This window comes from Pantoea sp. Fr-CA_6 (assembly GCF_024520895.1).
In the GTDB taxonomy this organism is placed as follows: Bacteria; Pseudomonadota; Gammaproteobacteria; order Enterobacterales; family Enterobacteriaceae; genus Pantoea; species Pantoea agglomerans.
The window spans coordinates 46,389-66,972 of the sequence record NZ_JALNPO010000017.1 but is presented as its reverse complement, the minus strand read 5'-3'; the positions used below and the strand labels follow the sequence as shown (position 1 = coordinate 66,972).

Here is a 20,584-nt window from a genome sequence, read left to right as displayed (position 1 = left end):
GAGCGGTAGTTCAGTTGGTTAGAATACCTGCCTGTCACGCAGGGGGTCGCGGGTTCGAGCCCCGTCCGTTCCGCCACCCTATTAGGGGCGTAGTTCAATTGGTAGAGCACCGGTCTCCAAAACCGGGTGTTGGGGGTTCGAGTCCCTCCGCCCCTGCCAGAAAACGATCCTTTGCTTCGGCAAAGGATTTTTTTTTGCCTTTAAAAAAGCAAAAAAGAAAAACCAGCTAAATCTAACTGGCCTCTGATCTTCTCTGCTTACTGTCCTGCCTGCAAATTCAGCTGTTTTGCCTGACCAGAATCGGGAATTTAAGCAACTGACGGATATGTGCCTGCTGATCGCTGTTCTGCAACCAGACAGCATAGAGCGGACGAACGGCGACGGGCGTATCCGGAATCACCATCAACTCACTGTACACACTCTGCCAGAAGTCCGGCAGAAATGCGCACGCTCCGGTGGTATGTAGCAGTTCACGGGTGACATGTGCCGACGTGGTGGTCAGTACCGGTACATCATCAGCCCCGGAGAGATAGCTCTGATGCTGATGAAAATCTGCTCCCCATTCCAGCTTGATATAATCATATTTTTCACGCTTCTCGCTCTGCCGGGCGCAGAAAAGCGCCAGTGAAATATGACCAATCTGCTGACTGGTTAACTCATCCATCTTAGGTGCTTCAGTGGTGATCAACAGATCCAGCTGGCGCTCATGGAGTTGCTTAACCAGCAGATGTCGTTGTGCCACGCGCGCTTCTAAGTGCAGGCTCTCCCGATTCTCGTAGAGCGTCTGTAGCCATGGCGTCAGATAAGCCTCCCATAGTGATGCACTGGCACCTATTGAAAGCTCATGGTGCTGCTGAGTGTGAGAAACCTCCTTCTTCGCCATCATCCAGGTGCTCATCAGGCTTTCAGCATAGGGGAGCAGTCGCTCTCCGGCCGCCGTCAGACGTATGTTATTGCGATGCCGTGTAAAAAGGTTAACGCCAAGCTGATTCTCTAACTGACGGATGCGAAAACTGACAGCAGATTGCGTGAGGTAAAGTGCTTCTGCAGCACGCCCGAAATGGCGAGTTCTGCTCACTTCCAGGAAAGTTTTCAGTAATTCCGTATCCACAGCGTTCTCCCAAAAAATGTTTGTCGTATAGATTTAAATGTTTTGTTTTACACTCTGTCAAGCCTATCTAATACTCCGCGCCATTAACAGCACGGCATTAGAAAATCAGGAGCGTGTAACATGGCGGAAAGCTTCTCAACAGAGAATCGTTTCTTTGATAACAAACATTACCCGCGTGGTTTCTCACGCCACGGTGACTTTACTATTAAAGAAGCTCAGCTTCTTGAACGCCACGGTTTTGCCTTTAATGAGCTGGATTTATCAAAGCGTGAGCCTGCAACCGAAGAAGAACGTTTGTTTATTGAAGTGTGTCGTGGCGTGCGTGAGCCGCAAACGGAAGCTGAACGTGTATGGTCTAAGTATATGACCCGCATTAAGCGTCCTAAACGTTTTCATACGCTGTCTGGCGGTAAACCGCAGATGGACACCGTTGAAGACTTCACCGACAGCGACGATTAACAGAGAAGGGGCGAAAGCCCCTTTTTTATTGCAGGCTGTTATGCAGATGGATCATTAATCGATCTATCGTGCGATAGCTGACCGCTTCCTGCAGATGATGCCGGGTGATGTCTGTTTCCCCAGCCAGATCGGCCAGGGTACGCGCCACTTTTAAAATCCGCTGCCATGCCCGTACAGATAAACCCAGTTTCTCCAGCACTGACTCCAGCCACTCCGCATCCTCTTTAGCAGGCTGACACCAGCGCATAATCTCTGCATTGTTTAAATGCGCATTTATTTTTCCTGCACGGGTCAGCTGAATGTCACGCGCCGCGACCACCCGATGACGAACCTGCTCAGATGCTTCCGCTTTGGTGCGCTGACCGCTGAGCATGCCGCTGGGGAGTAGCGGCACCTCCAGCGAAAGATCAAAACGATCAAGAAAGGGGCCGGATAGCTTACTGAGATAACGCAGCACCTGCTGCGGTGAGCAGCGGTTATGCTGTCCCTGATAGTGTCCGGTTGGGCTTGGATTCATCGCAGCAATCAGCTGAAACCGGGCCGGGTAGGTAACTTTTGCCCGAGCGCGTGAAATAGCGATGACGCCCGACTCTAATGGTTCGCGCAGGGAGTCCAGCACCTTGCGATCAAATTCCGGTAATTCATCCAGAAACAGCACGCCGTTATGCGCCAGGGAGATCTCACCGGGCCGTGGCAGTGAGCCGCCGCCAATCAGAGCATAGAGAGAGGCGCTGTGGTGAGGTGACCTGAAAGGCCGGGTGCGCCACTGTCGGTGCAGGGTATTGCTGTTCACCAGGCTGGCGATTGCCGCGCACTCCAGTGCTTCCTGATCGCTTAAGGAGGGCATGATGCCGGGCAACCGGGTAGCGAGCATGGTTTTACCGGTGCCAGGGGGCCCGATCAGCAACAGGTTGTGCCCGCCAGCCGCAGTGATCTCCAGTGCTCTGCGTCCCTGTTCCTGACCAATGATATCAGCGAGATCGTCAGCAGGTGCATCGCCCTGATGCTCAGGATATTGGGCTGTCGGTAGTGTGAGTTCATTGCGCAGAAAGGCGCACACTTCGCTGAGGTGAGAGGCAACCAGCGACGAGCCCTGACGGATTAGCCCGGCATCACACTGATTCTCAGCGGAGAGGACCAGCTGTCGTCCAGCCTGAATGGCTACCATGGCCGCTGGAATCGCGCCCTGTACACCGCACAGTGCACCGTCGAGTGCCAGCTCACCCAGAAACTCATAGTGCGTCAGCTTGTCGGCAGGAAGCTGCTCAGAGGCCACCAGAATGGCAATCGCCATGGGTAAGTCATACCGCCCGCCCTCTTTGGGTAAATCTGCGGGTGCCAGATTGATGGTGACGCGTTTTGCCGGGAAGGCAAAACCGCTGTTGATAATGGCGCTGCGTACCCGCTCACGCGCCTCTTTCACCGTGGTTTCAGGCAGCCCCACCAGCGTTAACGCAGGCAGTCCGTTACTGATGTGTGCCTCGATGGTCACCAGCGGGGCTTCCACTCCCAGCGCTGCCCGGGTCAGAACTTTTGACAATGACATACTCGCTCCTTGTTACCGTCAGTCTGGTGACAGCATCAAAGGAAAGCCAGGGCATCATCAGCACTATTCGGGTCATTGCACAACCTATCAGAAGTTTTTTCACAACCTGTTAAAACGCTGCGTGTCTGCGCGCAAATTCACCAAAAAATTATTACGTCAGTAAAGTGATGAATAATTATCATCATGTAATTATTTCTTGTATTACAAATTGATAGACCGCGATTTAGCGCCAGGCGCTAAAAAAAGTCTGTAAAAAAAGTTGTGTCATGCCCCCTGACTATGATAACTCTGTAGGCATTACTTCGAACAAGCGAAAGAATTGAACAACACATGAAAGCCCTTCTACAAGTGATTAGCCTGGTCGTGATTAGCGTGGTGGTGGTTATTAACCTACCGTGCGGGGCAACGCTTGGAGAAAGAAAGGCTTAGAAATCAAGCCTCGAATCCGAAAAAACCCCCGCACCGAAAGGTCCGGGGGTTTTTTTTCGACCAGAGGAAATATCAGTAAATCCACAAGGAACAAACAATGAACAGTAGCATAAAATTCTGTTGTTCCGGTCAGGACACAGGAGAATAGCGATGACAGGTGCACAGTGGGTAGTTCAGGCTTTACGCGCGCAGGGTGTTGATACCGTATTCGGTTACCCTGGCGGCGCAATCATGCCGGTTTACGACGCGCTCTACGACGGCGGCGTGGAACACCTACTGTGTCGTCACGAGCAGGGCGCTGTGATGGCGGCGATCGGTTATGCGCGCTCAACCGGCAAAACCGGCGTCTGTATCGCCACCTCTGGCCCTGGCGCGACAAACCTGATTACCGGCCTGGCAGATGCCATGATGGATTCGGTTCCGGTGGTGGCAGTAACCGGTCAGGTCACCTCGGCCTTCATCGGCACCGACGCCTTTCAGGAAATCGACGTGCTGGGCTTATCGCTGGCCTGCACCAAACACAGCTTCCTGGTCGAATCGTTAGATGAGCTGCCTGCCATCATGGCAGAAGCCTTTGCGCTGGCGCAGTCGGGCCGTCCGGGTCCGGTACTGGTGGACATTCCTAAAGATATTCAGATTGCGCAGGGAGAACCTGCCCCGCATCTGGTTCCGGTAGAAGAGGGAAGCGCGCTGCCGCATCAGGCGATTCAGGAAGCACGCGCACTGATGGCGCAGGCCAGAAAACCAATGCTCTATGTTGGTGGAGGCGTTGGCCTGGCACAGGCTGTTCCGGCACTGCGCGCGCTGGCAGAAGAGACCGGCATCCCGGCAGTGGCCACCTTAAAGGGGCTGGGCAGCGTAGACCCCCACAGCGAGGTGTATCTCGGCATGCTGGGGATGCACGGTACTAAAGCTGCCAACCTGGCGGTGCAGAGTTGTGACTTACTGATTGCGGTCGGTGCCCGTTTCGATGACCGCGTGACCGGCAAGCTGGACACCTTTGCCCCCCATGCCAGCGTGATTCATCTCGATATCGATCCCGCTGAGTTAAACAAATTACGTCGTGCACACGTCTCTCTGCAGGGTGATCTCAACGAACTGCTGCCCGCCCTGAGTCAGCCTCTGCATATCAACGCCTGGCGCGATGAGATGAAAGTGCTTAAGGCCAGTCACCCATGGCGCTACGACCATCCGGGCGAAGCGATCTATGCACCGCTGTTGCTGAAGCAGCTTTCCGATCGCAAACCGGCCAATACCGTAGTGACCACCGACGTCGGTCAGCACCAGATGTGGACGGCGCAACACATGGCATTCAGCGCGCCAGAGAACTTCATCACCTCCAGCGGCTTAGGCACCATGGGCTTTGGTTTACCCGCTGCCATCGGTGCGCAGGTTGCACGCCCGGAAGATACGGTTATCTGTGTCTCGGGCGATGGCTCCATCATGATGAACATCCAGGAGCTGGGCACCATCAAGCGCGGCAAGCTGCCGGTCAAAATCGTGCTGCTGGATAACCAGCGTCTGGGCATGGTGCGTCAGTGGCAGCAGCTGTTTTTCGATGGCCGCTACAGTGAAACCAATTTGTCCGACAACCCCGACTTCCTCACGCTGGCCAGCGCTTTCAATATTCCCGGCCAGCGCATTACCCGTAAAGATCAGGTCGACGCCGCCCTTGATGCTCTGCTGAACAGCGAAGGTCCTTACTTCCTGCATGTTGCAATTGATGAGCATGAAAACGTCTGGCCACTGGTACCGCCGGGTGCCAGCAATGCAAACATGATGGAGAAAACTGTATGAACCAGCATCAATTGTCTATCGAAGCCCGTTTCCGCCCTGAAATATTGGAGCGCATTTTACGCGTAGTGCGTCACCGCGGTTTTCAGGTCTGTTCTATGAACATGGCCTCAGTCGCCAACGCAGAAAACATTAATATTGAAATGACCGTTGCCAGTCAGCGTTCCGTCGATTTACTGTCTTCGCAGTTAAGCAAATTGATCGACGTTGCATGCGTTCAGATTCAACAACAGACAACACAACAAATCCGCGCTTAGCCGCGAGAGGGAATAACAATGAGCACGAAGAAAGCAGACTTTATTTGGTTCAATGGCGAGATGGTTAAGTGGGAAGAGGCGAAGGTCAGCGTCATGTCCCACGCGTTGCACTACGGTACGTCGGTATTTGAAGGCGTGCGCTGCTACGACTCTCACAAAGGACCGGTTGTGTTCCGCCATCGCGAACACATGCAACGTCTGCACGACTCCGCCAAAATCTATCGCTTCCCGATTAAAAGCAGCGTTGATGAGCTGATGGAAGCGTGCCGCGAAGTCATCCGCGTGAACAAACTGAAAAGTGCTTATATCCGTCCGCTGGCCTTTGTCGGCGATGTGGGCCTGGGCGTGAACCCGCCAGACGGCTTCACCACCGACGTGATCATTGCGGCGTTCCCGTGGGGCGCATACCTGGGCGCTGAAGCCCTGGAGAACGGCATCGATGCCATGGTCTCCTCATGGAACCGCGTAGCACCGAATACCCTGCCAACCGCCGCTAAAGCGGGCGGTAACTACCTCTCTTCACTGCTGGTGGGCAGCGAAGCCCGTCGTCACGGCTATCAGGAAGGGATTGCGCTGGATACTAATGGCCTGATCTCAGAAGGTGCAGGCGAAAACCTGTTTGAAGTTAAAGATGGCGTGCTCTTTACCCCGCCATTTACCTCTTCAGCACTGCCGGGCATCACCCGCGATGCCATCATCACGCTGGCGCGCGATATGGGCATTGAAGTGCGTGAGCAGACCCTGTCGCGTGAATCTCTCTATCTGGCTGACGAAGTCTTTATGTCTGGCACCGCGGCAGAAATTACACCGGTGCGCAGCGTTGACCGCATTCAGGTCGGCGAAGGCAAACGTGGCCCGGTGACCAAACGCATCCAGGAGGCCTTCTTTGGCCTGTTCACCGGCGAAACCGAAGACAAATGGGGCTGGTTAGATCCGGTTAACCCATAATCAGATACAGCGCGGGCGTCATCTGACGTCCGCGAGCTTATTCTTACTGGAGTAAATAGAGTATGCCTAAGTACCGTTCCGCCACCACCACCCACGGCCGCAATATGGCGGGTGCCCGTGCCTTATGGCGCGCGACAGGAATGACCGACGACGATTTCGGCAAGCCGATTATCGCTGTGGTTAACTCATTCACCCAATTTGTGCCGGGCCACGTTCACCTGCGTGATCTTGGTAAACTTGTCGCCGAGCAGATCGAAGCGGCAGGCGGTGTGGCTAAAGAGTTCAACACCATTGCGGTGGATGACGGTATTGCCATGGGTCATGGCGGCATGCTGTATTCACTGCCGTCGCGTGAGCTGATTGCTGACTCGGTCGAGTACATGGTCAACGCCCACTGTGCCGACGCCATGGTCTGCATCTCTAACTGCGACAAAATCACCCCGGGTATGCTGATGGCGTCATTGCGCCTCAATATTCCGGTGATCTTCGTTTCAGGCGGACCGATGGAAGCGGGTAAAACCAAGCTTTCTGACCAGATCATCAAGCTGGATCTGGTAGATGCGATGATTCAGGGTGCCAACCCGAACGTCAGCGATGCCGACAGTGAGCAGATCGAACGCTCTGCCTGTCCGACCTGCGGCTCCTGCTCCGGTATGTTCACCGCCAACTCGATGAACTGCCTGACTGAAGCACTCGGTCTGTCGCAGCCTGGCAACGGTTCACTGCTGGCTACGCACGCCGATCGCAAAGAGCTGTTCATCAATGCCGGTAAGCGCATCGTAAGCCTGACCAAGCGCTATTACGAGCAGGATGATGTCAACATGCTGCCGCGTAACATCGCGAACAAGGCCGCTTTTGAGAACGCCATGATGCTGGATATCGCCATGGGTGGCTCCACCAACACCGTGCTCCACCTGCTGGCAGCCGCACAGGAAGGCGATATCGACTTTAATATCTCCGACATCGATCGCCTGTCACGCAAAGTGCCTCAGCTCTGTAAAGTGGCGCCAAGTACCCCGAAATACCACATGGAAGATGTGCATCGCGCGGGTGGCGTGTTCGCCATTCTCGGCGAGCTGGATCGTGCCGGCCTGTTCGACAGCAGCGCCCGTAATATCCTGCAGCAGACCATGCGTGAAACGCTGGATCAGTACGACATCATGCTGACCAAAGATCAGGCGGTAAAAGATATGTTCCGCGCGGGTCCGGCGGGTATTCGTACCACCCAGGCGTTCTCACAGAACTGCCGCTGGGACACGCTGGATGATGACCGTGCCGAAGGCTGTATCCGTACCCGTGAAAATGCTTACTCGCAGGATGGCGGTCTGGCCGTGCTCTACGGCAACATCGCGGAAGATGGCTGTATCGTAAAAACTGCGGGCGTAGACAAAGAAATCCTGACCTTCACCGGTCCGGCCAAAGTCTATGAAAGCCAGGATGACGCCGTTGAAGCGATTCTGGGCGGCAAAGTTGTCGCGGGCGATGTGGTCGTCATTCGCTACGAAGGTCCAAAAGGCGGGCCAGGCATGCAGGAGATGCTCTATCCGACCACTTATCTGAAATCGATGGGGCTGGGCAAAAGCTGCGCGCTGATCACCGATGGTCGTTTCTCTGGCGGTACGTCGGGCCTCTCTATCGGTCACGCCTCGCCTGAAGCAGCCAACGGTGGCACCATTGCGCTGGTCAAAGATGGCGACACCATCGAAATCGATATCCCTAACCGCGGTATCAAACTCGCCGTACCGGATAACGAACTGCACGCCCGTCGTGAAGAGCAGCAGGCACGTGGCGATGCGGCGTATACGCCGGTCAATCGTCAGCGTGAAGTCTCCTTTGCGCTGCGTGCCTACGCATTACTCGCGACCAGTGCTGACAAAGGCGCCGTCCGCGATAAGAGCAAGCTGGGAGGCTAACGATGGCCGAGTCTCAACCGCTACCCGAGGCGCCTTGTGGCGCCGAGTATTTGCGCGCAGTGTTGCGTTCACCGGTGTATGAAGTGGCACAGGTGACGCCGCTGCAGGTTATGGAAAAAATCTCATCGCGTCTCGGCAACACCATTCTGGTGAAGCGGGAAGATCGTCAGCCGGTGCACAGTTTTAAGGTGCGCGGTGCCTACGCGATGATTGCCGGTCTGAACGAAGAGCAGAAAGCGCGCGGCGTGGTAACGGCGTCAGCCGGTAACCATGCGCAGGGCGTGGCGCTCTCCGCCACTAAGCTGGGCATCAAGTCACTGATTGTGATGCCGCTGGCGACGGCAGACATCAAGGTTGATGCGGTGCGCGCATTTGGCGGTGAGGCTTTCCTGTTCGGGGCCAACTTTGACGAGGCGAAAGCCAAAGCGATAGAACTCTCTGAACAGCGCGGTTACACCTTCGTACCGCCGTTTGACCATCCGGCCGTCATTGCCGGACAGGGCACGCTGGCGATGGAGCTGCTGCAACAGGATGCGCATCTCGACCGGGTCTTTGTCCCGGTTGGCGGTGGAGGTCTGGCAGCCGGCGTCGCGGTGCTGATCAAGCAGCTGATGCCGCAAATCAAAGTGATCGCGGTGGAGTCAGAAGATTCAGCCTGCCTGAAAGCAGCGCTGGAGGCGGGTCATCCGGTCGATCTGCCGCGCGTCGGGCTGTTTGCCGAAGGGGTGGCGGTGAAACGGATTGGCAGCGAAACCTTCCGGCTCTGTCAGGAATACATCGATGACATCATCACCGTCGACAGCGATGCCATTTGTGCCGCAATGAAAGATCTGTTTGAAGATGTCCGTGCTGTGGCAGAGCCCTCTGGCGCGCTGGCGCTGGCGGGCATGAAAAAGTATATCCAGCAGCACGGGATCAAAGGCGAGCGGCTGGCGCATGTGTTATCCGGGGCCAACGTCAATTTCCACGGCCTGCGCTACGTTTCTGAGCGCTGCGAGCTGGGCGAACAGCGTGAAGCGCTGCTGGCCGTAACGATCCCGGAACAGCAGGGCAGTTTCCTGCGTTTCTGCCAGACGCTGGGTGGACGGTCGATTACCGAGTTCAACTACCGCTACGCCGATGCGGACAAAGCCTGCATCTTTGTTGGAGTACGACTGACGCGCGGCGTGGAAGAGCGCAGCGAGATCATCAGCGAGCTCACCAGCGGCGGTTATCAGGTGGTCGATCTCTCGGATGATGAGATGGCGAAACTGCATGTGCGTTATATGGTGGGCGGACGTCCTTCTAAACCACTGCGTGAACGCCTCTTCAGCTTTGAATTCCCGGAGGCACCCGGCGCGTTGCTGAAGTTCCTGCAAACGCTGGGCACCCACTGGAATATCTCGCTGTTTCATTATCGCAGCCACGGCACCGATTATGGCCGTGTGCTGGCCGCTTTTGAACTTGGCAGCGATGAGCCACACTTCGAAGAGCATCTCACCGATCTGGGTTACGACTTTCATGACGAAAGCCAGAACCCGGCGTTCCGCTTCTTCCTGTCAGGCAACTGATTACAGCTGGCTCCAGAAAGCACTGATCAGCGGCTCTCCGAGCCGCTTTTTTTGCACGCAGATGCCGAGTTCGAACGGCGCAACCGAGTCAATATTCTCCAGTAACAGCACGCGGTTACGCACCGGGTCCGGGCTGTTCTCCAGCACCACATCCGGCAAAAGTGCGATGCCGCAGCCCAGCGCCACCATCGAAACAATCGCCTCATGCCCCGAGACCGTGGCGTAAATCACCGGATTCGGGATGCGCTGGCGGCGGAACCAGAGATCGATACGTCGCCGTGCCGGTCCCTGCACCGGCAGGATAAACGGAATTTTTGACCAGTCGGGCTGCGGCTGTGTTGCCTGGGTACGAACGGCACAGGGCAGTGCAGGCGCGATCAGCACCAGCGGGATCAGCCCCAGTGGCATAAAATCAATGCTGGCGGGCAGCGTTTCAGGACGGCCGGCAATGGCCAGATCGGCATCGCCGGAGTGCACTTTTTCCACCGCATCCGCGGCATCGCCGGTATCCAGTTTGATTTCGACCTGCGGATGTTCAGCGCGAAAGCGGTCGAGGATGGGCGGCAGATGACTGTAGGCCGCCGTCACCGAACAGAACAGGCGCAGCTCGCCGCTGAGCGACGGACCGTTAAGATCCATCACATGGCGCAGTTGCTGATACTGCAACAGCGTCTGCTGGGCAAACTGGCGCAGGCGTTCGCCCGCTTCTGTCAGCGTCACGGTGCGGTTATCGCGCAGAAACAGCGCATGGCCGACATCTTCTTCAAGCCGCTGGATCTGGCGTGACAGCGTGGAAGGGCTGACGTGCATAGCACGCGCAGTGCGCCCGAAGTGGCAGCTTTCTGCCAGATGAAGAAACAGTTTCAGATCCCGTAAATCCATGTGCGCGTCGCCTCTGGGTGGTGTTGCATTTATTGCAATGTGACGTTGTTAATATATCAATTTAAGCAACAGAATTCCTGTCATATGATGGGGTCATTCGCGGCGATGCATGACACGCCGTTCCTGAACAAAAAAAGCAAACACAACCTTACCGGAGTACCCATGGCTAACTATTTCAACACATTGAACCTGCGCAACCAGTTGGCGCAATTAGGCAAGTGCCGTTTCATGGCGCGCGATGAATTCGCGGATGGTGCCAGTTTCCTGAAAGGCAAAAAAGTCGTTATCGTTGGCTGTGGTGCGCAGGGCCTGAATCAGGGTCTTAACATGCGTGATTCCGGTCTGGATGTGGCCTATGCACTGCGTGCTGAAGCGATTGCGGAAAAACGCCCTTCATGGCGCAAAGCGACCGATAACGGTTTCAAAGTGGGCACCTACGAAGAACTGATCCCGCAGGCTGACCTGGTGGTTAACCTGACGCCAGACAAGCAGCACTCCGCTGTAGTTCAGGCTGTTCAGCCGCTGATGAAAGATGGCGCTGCCCTGGGCTACTCGCACGGTTTCAACATCGTTGAAGTGGGCGAAAGCATCCGTAAAGACATCACCGTGGTCATGGTGGCACCGAAGTGTCCGGGTACAGAAGTTCGTGAAGAGTACAAACGTGGCTTTGGTGTACCGACGCTGATCGCGGTTCACCCGGAAAACGATCCAAAAGGCGAAGGCATGGCGATTGCCAAAGCCTGGGCAGCAGCAACTGGCGGCGATCGTGCTGGCGTGCTGGAGTCCTCTTTCGTTGCTGAAGTGAAATCTGACCTGATGGGTGAGCAGACCATCCTGTGCGGCATGTTGCAGGCTGGTTCACTGCTCTGCTTCGACAAGCTGGTGGCTGAAGGCACTGACCCGGCTTATGCAGAAAAACTGATCCAGTTCGGCTGGGAAACCATCACCGAATCACTGAAGTTTGGCGGCATCACACTGATGATGGATCGCCTCTCTAATCCAGCCAAACTGCGCGCTTATGCGCTGTCAGAGCAGCTGAAAACCATCATGGCACCCCTGTTCCAGAAACACATGGATGACATCATCTCCGGCGAATTCTCTTCCGGCATGATGGCGGACTGGGCTAATGATGATAAAAACCTGCTGACCTGGCGTGAAGAGACCGGCCAGACCGCGTTCGAAACCGCCTCACAGTATGAAGGCAAAATCGAAGAGCAGGAGTACTACGACAAAGGTGTGGTGATGGTTGCGATGGTTAAAGCGGGCGTTGAGCTGGCGTTTGAAACCATGGTGGACGCCGGCATCATTGAAGAGTCTGCCTACTACGAATCACTGCATGAGCTGCCGCTGATCGCGAACACCATCGCCCGTAAGCGCCTGTATGAAATGAACGTGGTGATCTCCGATACCGCCGAATATGGTAACTACCTGTTCTCCTTCGCCGCGGTGCCGCTGCTGAAAGAGTTCATGACCACGCTGCAGCCAGGCGATCTGGGTAAAGCGGTTGAAGGCACGCAGGTTGATAACGCGCAACTGCGTGACGTTAACGAAGCGGTTCGCCAGCACCCGATTGAAACCGTTGGCCGCAAGCTGCGTGGCTACATGACCGACATGAAGCGTATCGCTGTCGCGGGCTAATTACCGTCATCACAGTTTTCAGCAAAACAAACCCCGGCTTGCCGGGGTTTTTTGTTGATGAACCATACCAGGCAAGGCCGATTGTAAGTTAGTGCCTGCACTGCTGTGAGACAGTGCAGGCACATGGAATACGGTCAGATCGGAAAGACGCAAAACCGCCATCCATGGCATGCTCGGCCCGCGCGATTACGCACCTCATCCCTGAGGTGCGCCCGTTTCCGGGCCAACGCTTTGCGTTGTTCAAAAACGCTCCCGGCGTTTTTGTCCCTGGCGCGGGACGCTTTCCTCTTCTGACCGTATTCCCTGTGCCCTTAAGCTTCTTTATTGCTGCCAGTATCAATACGCCTTTCAGCGAGGTCCGGTTTTTTCAAACAGAAAGCTAACCCGCTTAAGGCGTATGCTCCCTGAGCCTGTCGCCTGATATTGTTTAGCCCTTCAGAGCGGTTGTACTCTGTGAGCCTGCTCCATAAAAAAACCCGGCAGCCGCCGGGTTTTCACTGACCTTCATCCAGCCGGATTAAACGTCATACAGCGTCTGATTACGCGTCTCTTTACAGGCGAGCAATGCAATCAGCGTCAGCACGGCCATCGACGCCAGATAAAGTCCCACCGCCTGCAAACCATAATGCGCATTCAGCCAGGTCGCGATATAAGGCGCAACAGAGGCACCCAGAATCGATGAGAGGTTATAAGAGAACGATGCGCCGGTATAACGCACTTCGGTCGGAAACAGCTCCGGCAGCAGGGCGCCCATCGGACCAAAGGTCAGGCCCATAATGCTCAGACCCAGCAACAGAAACGCCATCACCAGCGCCTGCGATCCGGAACCGAGCATCGCCGGGAACAGGAACGAAAACGCGATAATCATCAGCGTAATGGTAATCATCGTCTTGCGGCGACCAAAACGGTCAGCCAGCAAACCGGCAATCGGCACCATCACTCCAAAGCCAATCACCGCCAGCATCAGCATCCACAACATACTATTACGCGGAATACCCAGACCGGCCGGTGCTGCCGTGGTGCCGTAGCTCATCGAATAGACGGTCATGATATAGAACAGCGTATAGGTCGCCAGCATGATAAAGGTGCCGAGAATGGTGGCGGTCAGATGCTTGCTCAGCAGTGCCGCAATGGGCACCCGAACCTGCTTCTTCTCTTTCTGTACTTTGGCAAACACCGGACTCTCATGCAGCGAAACGCGCACATACAGGCCAATCAGCACCAGCACGGCGGAGAGAATAAACGGCACGCGCCAGCCCCACTGCATAAACTGCTCGTCGGTCAGCAGCCACGAAAGCAGCAGAAAAGTGCCGTTAGCGAAGAAAAAGCCAATCGGCGCACCCAGCTGAGGGAAGGAGCCGTAAAGCGCACGCTTCTTCGCCGGGGCATTTTCCGTCGCCAGCAGCGCCGCGCCACCCCATTCACCACCCAGTCCCAGTCCCTGACCAAAACGCGCCAGCGCCAGCAGCAGCGGAGCCATCACGCCGATGGTTTCATAGCCGGGCAGCAGACCAATCACCACGGTGGAAATCCCCATGGTCAGCAGCGAGGCAACCAGCGTGGCCTTGCGACCCACGCGATCGCCAAAGTGACCAAACACGGCGGAGCCAATCGGACGTGCGATAAAGGCGATAGCAAACGTGGCCAGCGACTGTAGCGTCGCGACCGTGGCATCACCCTGCGGGAAGAAAATGTGCGGGAAAACAATCACCGCAGCAGTGGCATAAATATAAAAGTCGAAGAACTCGATGGCCGTTCCGACCAGCGAGGCAATCACCACTTTACTGCGTGAGTTAACCGGCGTGGGATCCTGCTGTTTGTCGAGCGTGTCTGTGAGGGAGGCTTGCATAACTGTTTCTTATTTGTAAATACAGACAAAGAATCTTACGCATCTGCCAGAGCGCATTCAATGAAGAAAACCCGCGCCGCGTCTGGCTTCAGCGGGCAAAAAGAGGATAATTTCTGAGGTGCGACGAATGTCGGGTGATACCGGGGTAATCCGGACGATATCTGGCGGGATACTCTACGAAAGGGCTAAATAAAAGTGACCCCTCAGCTATTCATCCTGTTATCTGGTTAAAAAATAGCCGAGGGGTAATATTTTCCGCTGTTGTTAACGGATTACGATGATTTGTGTCGTGACGCGCTGCCCGCTTCAGGCATTTGTGGGTCGTCTTTATATTTGGCGGTGGCGATCCACGCCGCACAGAACAGCGTCAGACGGGCGAAGAAGTAGAAAAACGCCATCAGGCCGAGCACGGAACCAAAGGCCGCACCAGAAGGCGAGGTCGCCAGCTTCGGCAGCGTCAGCGTCATCACAAACTTGATCACCTCAAAACCGATTGCCGCCAGCAGAGTGCCGCGGAACAGTGCTTTCTTACGCGGCTTATGACGCGGCAGGATCCAGAAAATCCACAGGAACAGCAGATAGTTAGCCATAACGGAAATCGAGGTGGCAATAATGGTCAGGGCGGGCCGTAACCAGTCGATGCCATCCAGCCCCAGTGCGCTGACGATCATTGCCTGCGCCGAACCGGCTACCGAGGTCAGCGACAGCGTAATCACCAGCGCCAGCATCAGACCGGTCAGCGACAGGAAATCGCGAATATAACGCTTCCAGATCTTCTCTTTGTCATCCGGTTTGCGTTCCCACACGTCGCGCGACTGGGCACGAATCGCTTCGCGCAGGTTACCCATCCAGTTAAGACCGGAGTAGAGCGCCAGCAGTAAACCGGTAATACCCACGGTGGCACGCTGCTGAATGGCGGTATTTACCGTATTCTTCAGCGTGGTGGCCAGCGTCGGGTCGCTGATGCTGCTGACGATTTTGTTGATGATATCGGTCAGCAGATCCTGGTTCGATGCCAGCACAAAACCCACGGCGGCAAACGACACCATCAGAATGGGGATCAGCGATAAAAAAGAGAAATAGGTAATGGCCGCGCCAAACTGGCTGCCGAGCCGATCATTAAAGCGGTCAAGGGCGCGAATAAAATGCGCCACTGCCGGGATCGCCTGAAACCAGGCGGCAAAACGCGACACGCGCACAATCGAATGATCAACCGTCTCGTTGCCGGTTTTAATATCGATAAGCGGCTTTTGCGGCTGCGTATCCTGCGGGTTTTCCTGCTTGTCTGTCATAGACCTTCACTGTCCTGTTTATCATTAAAATCAAAGTATAGCCGCTCAGGTGACGTACTCCTGTAACACCTGACTCAGCCACTCCATAAAAACCCGCACGCGACGTGCCACATTGCGCCGGTGCGGATAGAGCAGGTGGATCGGCATCGGTCTGGCGGGAAAGCGATGCAGCACTTCTACCAGCTCGCCTCTTTCCAGTAATGTCTGAATCCCGGCGGCAGGCACCTGAATAATGCCTAACCCCGCCAGACAGGCGGCGCGATAGGTTTCGGTGCTGTTCACGGTGACCACACCGCCGGTGTGAACATAGTGACACTGCCTGCCATCAAAATATTCAAAACCCGGTGAGGCCTGACCCAGTTGCTGGCTGTAATGCACCATCGCATGCTGCGACAGCTCTTCCAGCCGGATCGGCATGCCGAAACGCGAAAGGTAGCCAGGGCTGGCGCAGTTGATCAAGGTATGGGTACCAATTTTTCGCGCAATCAGGCCAGAATCTTTGAGCTCACCGACGCGGATTACGCAGTCAAACCCTTCCCGGATCACATCTACCTGACGGTCGCTGCTGCTCAGCTCAATCTCTACGCCGGGGTAGTGCTGCAAAAATTCCGGCAGCCGTGGCAGGATAAAACTGGTGGCCATGGCCACAGACATATCAATCCGGAGTTTACCGCTGAGCGAGGCAGGCTCGTGCTGGAACAGGCTGTCCATATCGTCAATCATCGACAATAAATCAAGACAGCGATCGTAATAGACCAACCCGTCCTGGGTTAGTTGCACCCGGCGCGTGGTGCGATGCAGCAAACGTGTTGCCATTTGATTCTCCAGCGCCTGTATCTGCCGCGAAACGCTGCCTTTAGGGACACCTAAACTCTCTGCCGCGCGGGTAAAACTGCCCATTTCGGCCACCCGCACAAACACCTGCATTGCGTGAATTTTGTCCATGTTGTTCACCGATTGTTGTTTTTATTGAAACAGTGATGCGCATTTAACACTGTTTATAGATCAATAATTCGCGAATATCCTTAACCTGTGTTCAATTTTTCAACAGGTGCGAGAGATGAATCAGAAAGTGGCGTTAATTACCGGTGCAAACCGCGGTTTAGGCCGTAATGGCGCGTTAAAACTGGCGGCCAAAGGGACAGACATTATCCTGACTTACCGCAGCCATGCCGATGAGGCACAGACGGTGGTGAAGGAGATCGAGGCGCTGGGGCGACGTGCAGTGGCGCTGGCGCTGGACGTCGGCGAAACCGGTCAGTTCGATCGTTTTGTCGGCCAGGTGAAAGAGGCACTGCAACAGCAGTGGCAGCGTGAGCGCTTTGACTATTTAGTGAACAACGCCGGACACGGACACTACAAACCGTTTACCGACACCACCGAGGCGGAATTTGATGCGCTGGTTAATGTGCATTTCAAAGGGCCTTACTTCCTGACCCAGAAGCTGCTGCCGCTGATCAACGACGGTGGCCGCATCCTGAATATCTCCAGCGGTCTGACCCGGCTGATCTATCCTGGCTCCTCGACCTATGCGTCAATGAAAGGGGCGATGGAGGTACTGACGCGCTATCAGGCGAAGGAGCTGGGCGAACGGCGCATTCGCGTTAATATCCTGGCACCTGGCGCGATAGAGACTGACTTTGGCGGTGGCCGGGTACGCGATACCCCCGAGATTAACCATCAGATTGCCGGGCTGACGGCGCTGGGCCGGGTCGGACTGCCGGATGATATCGGCGACGCCATCAGCGCGATCCTCAGTGACGAAACCGGCTGGATCACCGCTCAGCGTATTGAAGCCTCAGGCGGGCAGGGGATTTAACCGCTGGTGGCGTCGCGGAAAGCACCCCGCGACGTCGCCGCCGCCTTTTACAGCGTAATGGTGCCATCGATGACGGTAACGGTATTACCGCCAATCCAGATGGTTTCACCATTAAAGGTTACGTTCACCCGACCGGCACGCTGCAGAGCAGTACCCTGACGCACGCGATAGGAGGTGGTATGGCCTGCGGCTGCAAAGTAACGCGCCAGACAGGCGTTGGCGCTGCCGGTCACCGGATCTTCGGTCAGGCTGCCATTTTCCACCAGCAGGCCACGCACTTCATACTGTTCATGCTCGCCCGAGGGCAAACGGCCAAAAGGCATCACGCCCGAGACACCCGCATGTTTAATCAGGCGCTGCAAATCGCTGACATTGGGCTGCAGCGCCAGCACGGCCTCGGCGCTGACCATCGGCACCAGCAGCCAGCGGATACCCATATCCACCACGGTCGGGCTTTGCGTCAGATCGAATGCATCGCTGTTTAAGGCGTTACCCATCAGCGCATCCTGCCATGGCATCAGGGTGGCAGCTGGCGCGGCAAAGGCCAGTCCGCCCGTCTCATTAATCTTCACCGTCACGTTACCGACGCCGCACTCCTGTACGATTTCGCCCGGCGTACGGGTTGGCCAGCCCGCCTCCAGCAGCGCGTGTGCGGTGCCCAGCGTCGGATGACCGGCAAACGGCAGTTCGCTTTCCACGGTAAAAATACGCACCCGGTAGTCCGCCTCTTCATGTTGTGGCGGCAGCACAAAGGTGGTTTCCGACAGGTTAGTCCAGCGGGCAATCGCCGCCAGCTGGCTGTCGCTCAACCCCTGAGCATCCATAATCACCGCCAGCGGATTGCCATTAAAGGCTGCTGAGGTAAACACATCGACTTGCTTAAACGCGACCTTCATGATGACTCCTTGCGATTGGGTTCAGTGCGGCCTTTTCTCTGCCGGATGATTGCTTATAACAGCTAACAGCGTTATCAATAAGTTAAAGATTTTACCGGAGACTGTGAATGCTAACGATCCTGGGACGCGCCTCCTCAATCAACGTGCGCAAAGTATTATGGCTGTGTGACGAGCTTGACCTTGATTACCAGCGCGAAGAGTGGGGCGATGGATTCCGCTCAACGCACCTGCCCGAATTTATGGCACTTAATCCCAATGCGATGGTGCCGGTACTGAAAGATGATGACTTTGTGATGTGGGAATCCAACGCCATCCTGCGCTATCTGGCGAATGCCTATGGCGGCGAGTGGCTCTATCCTCATCATCCTCAAACGCGTGCGCCTGTCGATCAGTGGATGGACTGGCAGTCCACTGAACTCAACACCTCATGGCGCTACGCATTTATGTCGCTGGTGCGAAATTCACCGGCTCATCAGGATCCACGTCTGCTGGCCGCGGCCAGCAAAGGCTGGGCACACACCATGAGCATTCTCAATCAGCAGCTGGAAAAAACCGGTCGCTACGTTGCCGGACGTAATTTCACGCTGGCAGACATTCCGATTGGTCTGGCGGTGAACCGCTGGTTTGAAACGCCGCTCGAACACCCTGATTATCCGGCGGTACGCACCTATTACGAACGCCTGACTGAACGCCACGGCTATACCGTCTGGGGCCGCAACGGTACACCCTGAGCCTCGCCGCAGGATACTCCCGTCAGTTCACAGGCGATTTCGCCCGCGCGTCTGATCGCCCAGCTATAGCGCGCATCAAACGGATAGCAGCAGGAGAGGCGCAGTGCATGGTTGTATCGCTCGCTCAGCGAATAGAGCGCGCCGGGCGTGACGCAAATCTGCTCCTGCAGCAGCCGATCAAACATCTCGGTGGTATTTACGCCGCCCGGTAACTCGACCCAGAAGACGAAGCCACCGCGCGGCAGCGTCGCGCGGGTGCCCTCCGGGAAGTAGCGGGCGATCAGTCCCCGCGCCTCATCCAGATTGGCCGCGTAGCGACGGCGCAGCGTGCGCAGATGGTGGTCATAACCGCCGGAAGCAAGAAACTCCGCCAGCGTTTCAGAGAGCAGGGCGGATTCTGCCATCGACGACACCGCTTTCAGTCGGGCAATCGCATCATGAAAACGGCCAGCGGCGGTCCAGCCAATACGGAAATCAGGTGCCACGGTTTTGGTGAAGCTGGTGCAGTAGATCACCCAGCCGTCGCGATCAAAGGCTTTTACCGCGGGCGAGAGCGGCCAGTCGAACTGCAACTCGTCATACAGCCCATCTTCTATCAGCGGAACGTGGTAAGTATTCACTAACTTCGCCAGCCGCTTCTTGCTCTCCAGCGACATGCCGCAGCCCAGCGGGTTCTGTGCGCTCGGCATCGCAATCAGCGCCTTAATTCGCTGCTCCTGAAGCAGCATCTCCAGCGCATCCAGCGACAGCCCATGCTGCGGATCGGTGGGGATTTCCAGCGCCTTAAGGCCCAGTGAAGCCAGCAGCGGGAAGAGGAAAAAGTAGGTCGGCGACTCCAGTCCGACGCAGTCGCCGGGCTGCGTGACCGCCCGCAGCGCCAGCTGAAGCGCCTCCATGCAGCCGTGAGTAAGAGTGATCTCATCGGCGGTGAGCGTCTGTCCGGCGTGCAGCGCCCGTCGCGCAATCTCCTCCCGTAAGCGCTCACTACCGGGCGGAAGCGCATAGCGCCCAATCATGTTCGGATGACGGCGCAGCAGTGAGGCGGTAATCCGGGCAATACGTGCCGCAGGAAACAGCTCGCTATCCTGGGGACAGGCCAGGGAAATATTGATGTAGTCGGGATGGTTCTGCGCCGCAAATACCTTATCGATCAGGTCGAGCTTGCTGCTGCTGGGGTCGCGTACCCGGGTTTTATGCTGACCATGACGGGTCACGGCGGGCAACACGCCGCGCACGTAATAGCCCGACTGGGGACGCGCCTCAATCAACCCGCGATCTTCCAGCAACTGCCAGGCATTCAGTACCGTATTGACGCTGACCTGATGTGACTGGGCGACGCGGCGGATCGCCGGCAGACGTTTGCCGGGTTTCAGCGTGCCCTGATGGATAGCCTCAGCGAAGCTGTCTGCCAGCTGCTGATAGAGAGGCCGATCGGAAGTGGGAGCAAGGGACACAGTAGCCTCCGGATTG

Annotated in this window: 18 protein-coding genes and 1 tRNA gene; 11 read left to right on the top strand and 8 right to left on the bottom strand. The window is 56.1% G+C overall.

Annotated elements, in window-relative coordinates; genetic code table 11:
* Window positions 1–83: 83 nt before the first annotated feature.
* Window positions 84–159: transfer RNA gene (locus NR201_RS20945), tRNA-Trp, on the top strand.
* 118 nt (window positions 160–277) lie between these two features.
* Here NR201_RS20945 and hdfR read toward each other — a convergent pair.
* Entirely contained in the window at window positions 278–1,111 is an 834-nt protein-coding gene (hdfR, locus tag NR201_RS20940) for an HTH-type transcriptional regulator HdfR (RefSeq protein ID WP_010253571.1), read from the bottom strand.
* A gap of 120 nt (window positions 1,112–1,231) precedes the next feature.
* On the opposite strand from hdfR, the gene NR201_RS20935 reads away from it, so the two are divergent.
* On the top strand, window positions 1,232–1,570 hold the full coding sequence (locus tag NR201_RS20935) for a DUF413 domain-containing protein (RefSeq protein ID WP_010253568.1): 339 nt from the start codon (window positions 1,232–1,234) through the stop codon (window positions 1,568–1,570).
* Between the two features lie 25 nt (window positions 1,571–1,595).
* On the opposite strand, the gene NR201_RS20930 is transcribed toward NR201_RS20935, so the two are convergent.
* Window positions 1,596–3,116 carry a YifB family Mg chelatase-like AAA ATPase gene (locus NR201_RS20930; protein ID WP_256844841.1) on the bottom strand — a complete coding sequence of 507 codons (1,521 nt, stop codon included), beginning with the start codon at window positions 3,114–3,116 and terminating at the stop codon, window positions 1,596–1,598.
* A 330-nt stretch (window positions 3,117–3,446) separates the two neighbouring features.
* Between NR201_RS20930 and ilvL the strand changes: the two genes are divergently transcribed.
* From ilvL to ilvA, 6 genes are all read left to right on the top strand, one after another.
* Window positions 3,447–3,545, top strand: coding sequence for an ilv operon leader peptide (gene ilvL, locus NR201_RS20925; protein WP_072101316.1), 99 nt, complete (start codon window positions 3,447–3,449; stop codon window positions 3,543–3,545).
* Between the two features lie 150 nt (window positions 3,546–3,695).
* The gene (gene ilvG, locus NR201_RS20920; protein WP_033780904.1) at window positions 3,696–5,342 is read left to right on the top strand and encodes an acetolactate synthase 2 catalytic subunit; all 1,647 of its coding nucleotides are present in this window, start codon (window positions 3,696–3,698) and stop codon (window positions 5,340–5,342) included.
* Entirely contained in the window at window positions 5,339–5,596 is a 258-nt protein-coding gene (ilvM, locus tag NR201_RS20915) for an acetolactate synthase 2 small subunit (protein WP_008926359.1), read from the top strand. The genes ilvG and ilvM overlap by 4 nt, the downstream gene beginning before the upstream one ends.
* 18 nt (window positions 5,597–5,614) lie before the next feature.
* Window positions 5,615–6,544, top strand: coding sequence for a branched-chain amino acid transaminase (locus NR201_RS20910; RefSeq protein WP_010253558.1), 930 nt, complete (start codon window positions 5,615–5,617; stop codon window positions 6,542–6,544).
* Window positions 6,545–6,606: 62 nt separating this feature from the next.
* Window positions 6,607–8,457: a dihydroxy-acid dehydratase gene (gene ilvD / locus NR201_RS20905; protein WP_010253556.1), complete on the top strand. Its 1,851-nt coding sequence runs from the start codon at window positions 6,607–6,609 to the stop codon at window positions 8,455–8,457.
* A gap of 2 nt (window positions 8,458–8,459) precedes the next feature.
* Window positions 8,460–10,007, top strand: coding sequence for a threonine ammonia-lyase, biosynthetic (ilvA, locus tag NR201_RS20900; protein ID WP_256850130.1), 1,548 nt, complete (start codon window positions 8,460–8,462; stop codon window positions 10,005–10,007).
* Here the strand turns inward: ilvA and ilvY are convergent, their stop codons facing one another.
* Window positions 10,008–10,889, bottom strand: a complete 882-nt coding sequence (gene ilvY, locus NR201_RS20895) for an HTH-type transcriptional activator IlvY (RefSeq protein ID WP_008926355.1) — start codon at window positions 10,887–10,889, stop codon at window positions 10,008–10,010.
* Between the two features lie 162 nt (window positions 10,890–11,051).
* On the opposite strand from ilvY, the gene ilvC reads away from it, so the two are divergent.
* A complete protein-coding gene (gene ilvC / locus NR201_RS20890; protein WP_010253551.1) occupies window positions 11,052–12,527 on the top strand; it encodes a ketol-acid reductoisomerase in 1,476 nt (491 codons plus the stop codon).
* Between the two features lie 517 nt (window positions 12,528–13,044).
* Here ilvC and NR201_RS20885 read toward each other — a convergent pair.
* The 3 genes from NR201_RS20885 to NR201_RS20875 form a co-directional block, all read right to left on the bottom strand.
* Window positions 13,045–14,376, bottom strand: coding sequence for an MFS transporter (locus tag NR201_RS20885; RefSeq protein WP_010671462.1), 1,332 nt, complete (start codon window positions 14,374–14,376; stop codon window positions 13,045–13,047).
* Between the two features lie 272 nt (window positions 14,377–14,648).
* Window positions 14,649–15,668 carry an inner membrane protein YhjD gene (gene yhjD, locus NR201_RS20880; RefSeq protein ID WP_010671463.1) on the bottom strand — a complete coding sequence of 340 codons (1,020 nt, stop codon included), beginning with the start codon at window positions 15,666–15,668 and terminating at the stop codon, window positions 14,649–14,651.
* Window positions 15,669–15,713: 45 nt separating this feature from the next.
* Entirely contained in the window at window positions 15,714–16,613 is a 900-nt protein-coding gene (locus NR201_RS20875) for a LysR family transcriptional regulator (protein ID WP_010253546.1), read from the bottom strand.
* A gap of 115 nt (window positions 16,614–16,728) precedes the next feature.
* On the opposite strand from NR201_RS20875, the gene NR201_RS20870 reads away from it, so the two are divergent.
* Window positions 16,729–17,487: an SDR family NAD(P)-dependent oxidoreductase gene (locus NR201_RS20870; protein ID WP_256850129.1), complete on the top strand. Its 759-nt coding sequence runs from the start codon at window positions 16,729–16,731 to the stop codon at window positions 17,485–17,487.
* 47 nt (window positions 17,488–17,534) lie between these two features.
* Here NR201_RS20870 and NR201_RS20865 read toward each other — a convergent pair whose 3' ends face one another.
* Window positions 17,535–18,383: a PhzF family phenazine biosynthesis protein gene (locus NR201_RS20865; RefSeq protein ID WP_256850128.1), complete on the bottom strand. Its 849-nt coding sequence runs from the start codon at window positions 18,381–18,383 to the stop codon at window positions 17,535–17,537.
* Window positions 18,384–18,490: 107 nt separating this feature from the next.
* Here NR201_RS20865 and NR201_RS20860 point away from each other — a divergent pair, with 107 nt between their 5' ends.
* Window positions 18,491–19,114, top strand: coding sequence for a glutathione S-transferase family protein (locus NR201_RS20860; protein WP_010253536.1), 624 nt, complete (start codon window positions 18,491–18,493; stop codon window positions 19,112–19,114).
* Here the strand turns inward: NR201_RS20860 and NR201_RS20855 are convergent.
* Window positions 19,081–20,568 carry a PLP-dependent aminotransferase family protein gene (locus tag NR201_RS20855; RefSeq protein ID WP_256850127.1) on the bottom strand — a complete coding sequence of 496 codons (1,488 nt, stop codon included), beginning with the start codon at window positions 20,566–20,568 and terminating at the stop codon, window positions 19,081–19,083. The two genes, NR201_RS20860 and NR201_RS20855, sit on opposite strands and share 34 nt — an antisense overlap.
* Window positions 20,569–20,584: the final 16 nt, after the last annotated feature.

Coding starts and splice junctions, on each gene's coding strand:
- NR201_RS20865 (WP_256850128.1), bottom strand. CDS start 18,383: ATGAAGGTCGCGTTTAAGCAAGTCGATGTGTTTACCTCAGCAGCCTTT.
- ilvY (WP_008926355.1), bottom strand. CDS start 10,889: ATGGATTTACGGGATCTGAAACTGTTTCTTCATCTGGCAGAAAGCTGC.
- NR201_RS20935 (WP_010253568.1), top strand. CDS start 1,232: ATGGCGGAAAGCTTCTCAACAGAGAATCGTTTCTTTGATAACAAACAT.
- ilvA (WP_256850130.1), top strand. CDS start 8,460: ATGGCCGAGTCTCAACCGCTACCCGAGGCGCCTTGTGGCGCCGAGTAT.
- NR201_RS20875 (WP_010253546.1), bottom strand. CDS start 16,613: ATGGACAAAATTCACGCAATGCAGGTGTTTGTGCGGGTGGCCGAAATG.
- yhjD (WP_010671463.1), bottom strand. CDS start 15,668: ATGACAGACAAGCAGGAAAACCCGCAGGATACGCAGCCGCAAAAGCCG.
- NR201_RS20885 (WP_010671462.1), bottom strand. CDS start 14,376: ATGCAAGCCTCCCTCACAGACACGCTCGACAAACAGCAGGATCCCACG.
- ilvD (WP_010253556.1), top strand. CDS start 6,607: ATGCCTAAGTACCGTTCCGCCACCACCACCCACGGCCGCAATATGGCG.
- NR201_RS20930 (WP_256844841.1), bottom strand. CDS start 3,116: ATGTCATTGTCAAAAGTTCTGACCCGGGCAGCGCTGGGAGTGGAAGCC.
- NR201_RS20910 (WP_010253558.1), top strand. CDS start 5,615: ATGAGCACGAAGAAAGCAGACTTTATTTGGTTCAATGGCGAGATGGTT.
- NR201_RS20870 (WP_256850129.1), top strand. CDS start 16,729: ATGAATCAGAAAGTGGCGTTAATTACCGGTGCAAACCGCGGTTTAGGC.
- ilvM (WP_008926359.1), top strand. CDS start 5,339: ATGAACCAGCATCAATTGTCTATCGAAGCCCGTTTCCGCCCTGAAATA.
- ilvL (WP_072101316.1), top strand. CDS start 3,447: ATGAAAGCCCTTCTACAAGTGATTAGCCTGGTCGTGATTAGCGTGGTG.
- ilvC (WP_010253551.1), top strand. CDS start 11,052: ATGGCTAACTATTTCAACACATTGAACCTGCGCAACCAGTTGGCGCAA.
- ilvG (WP_033780904.1), top strand. CDS start 3,696: ATGACAGGTGCACAGTGGGTAGTTCAGGCTTTACGCGCGCAGGGTGTT.
- NR201_RS20860 (WP_010253536.1), top strand. CDS start 18,491: ATGCTAACGATCCTGGGACGCGCCTCCTCAATCAACGTGCGCAAAGTA.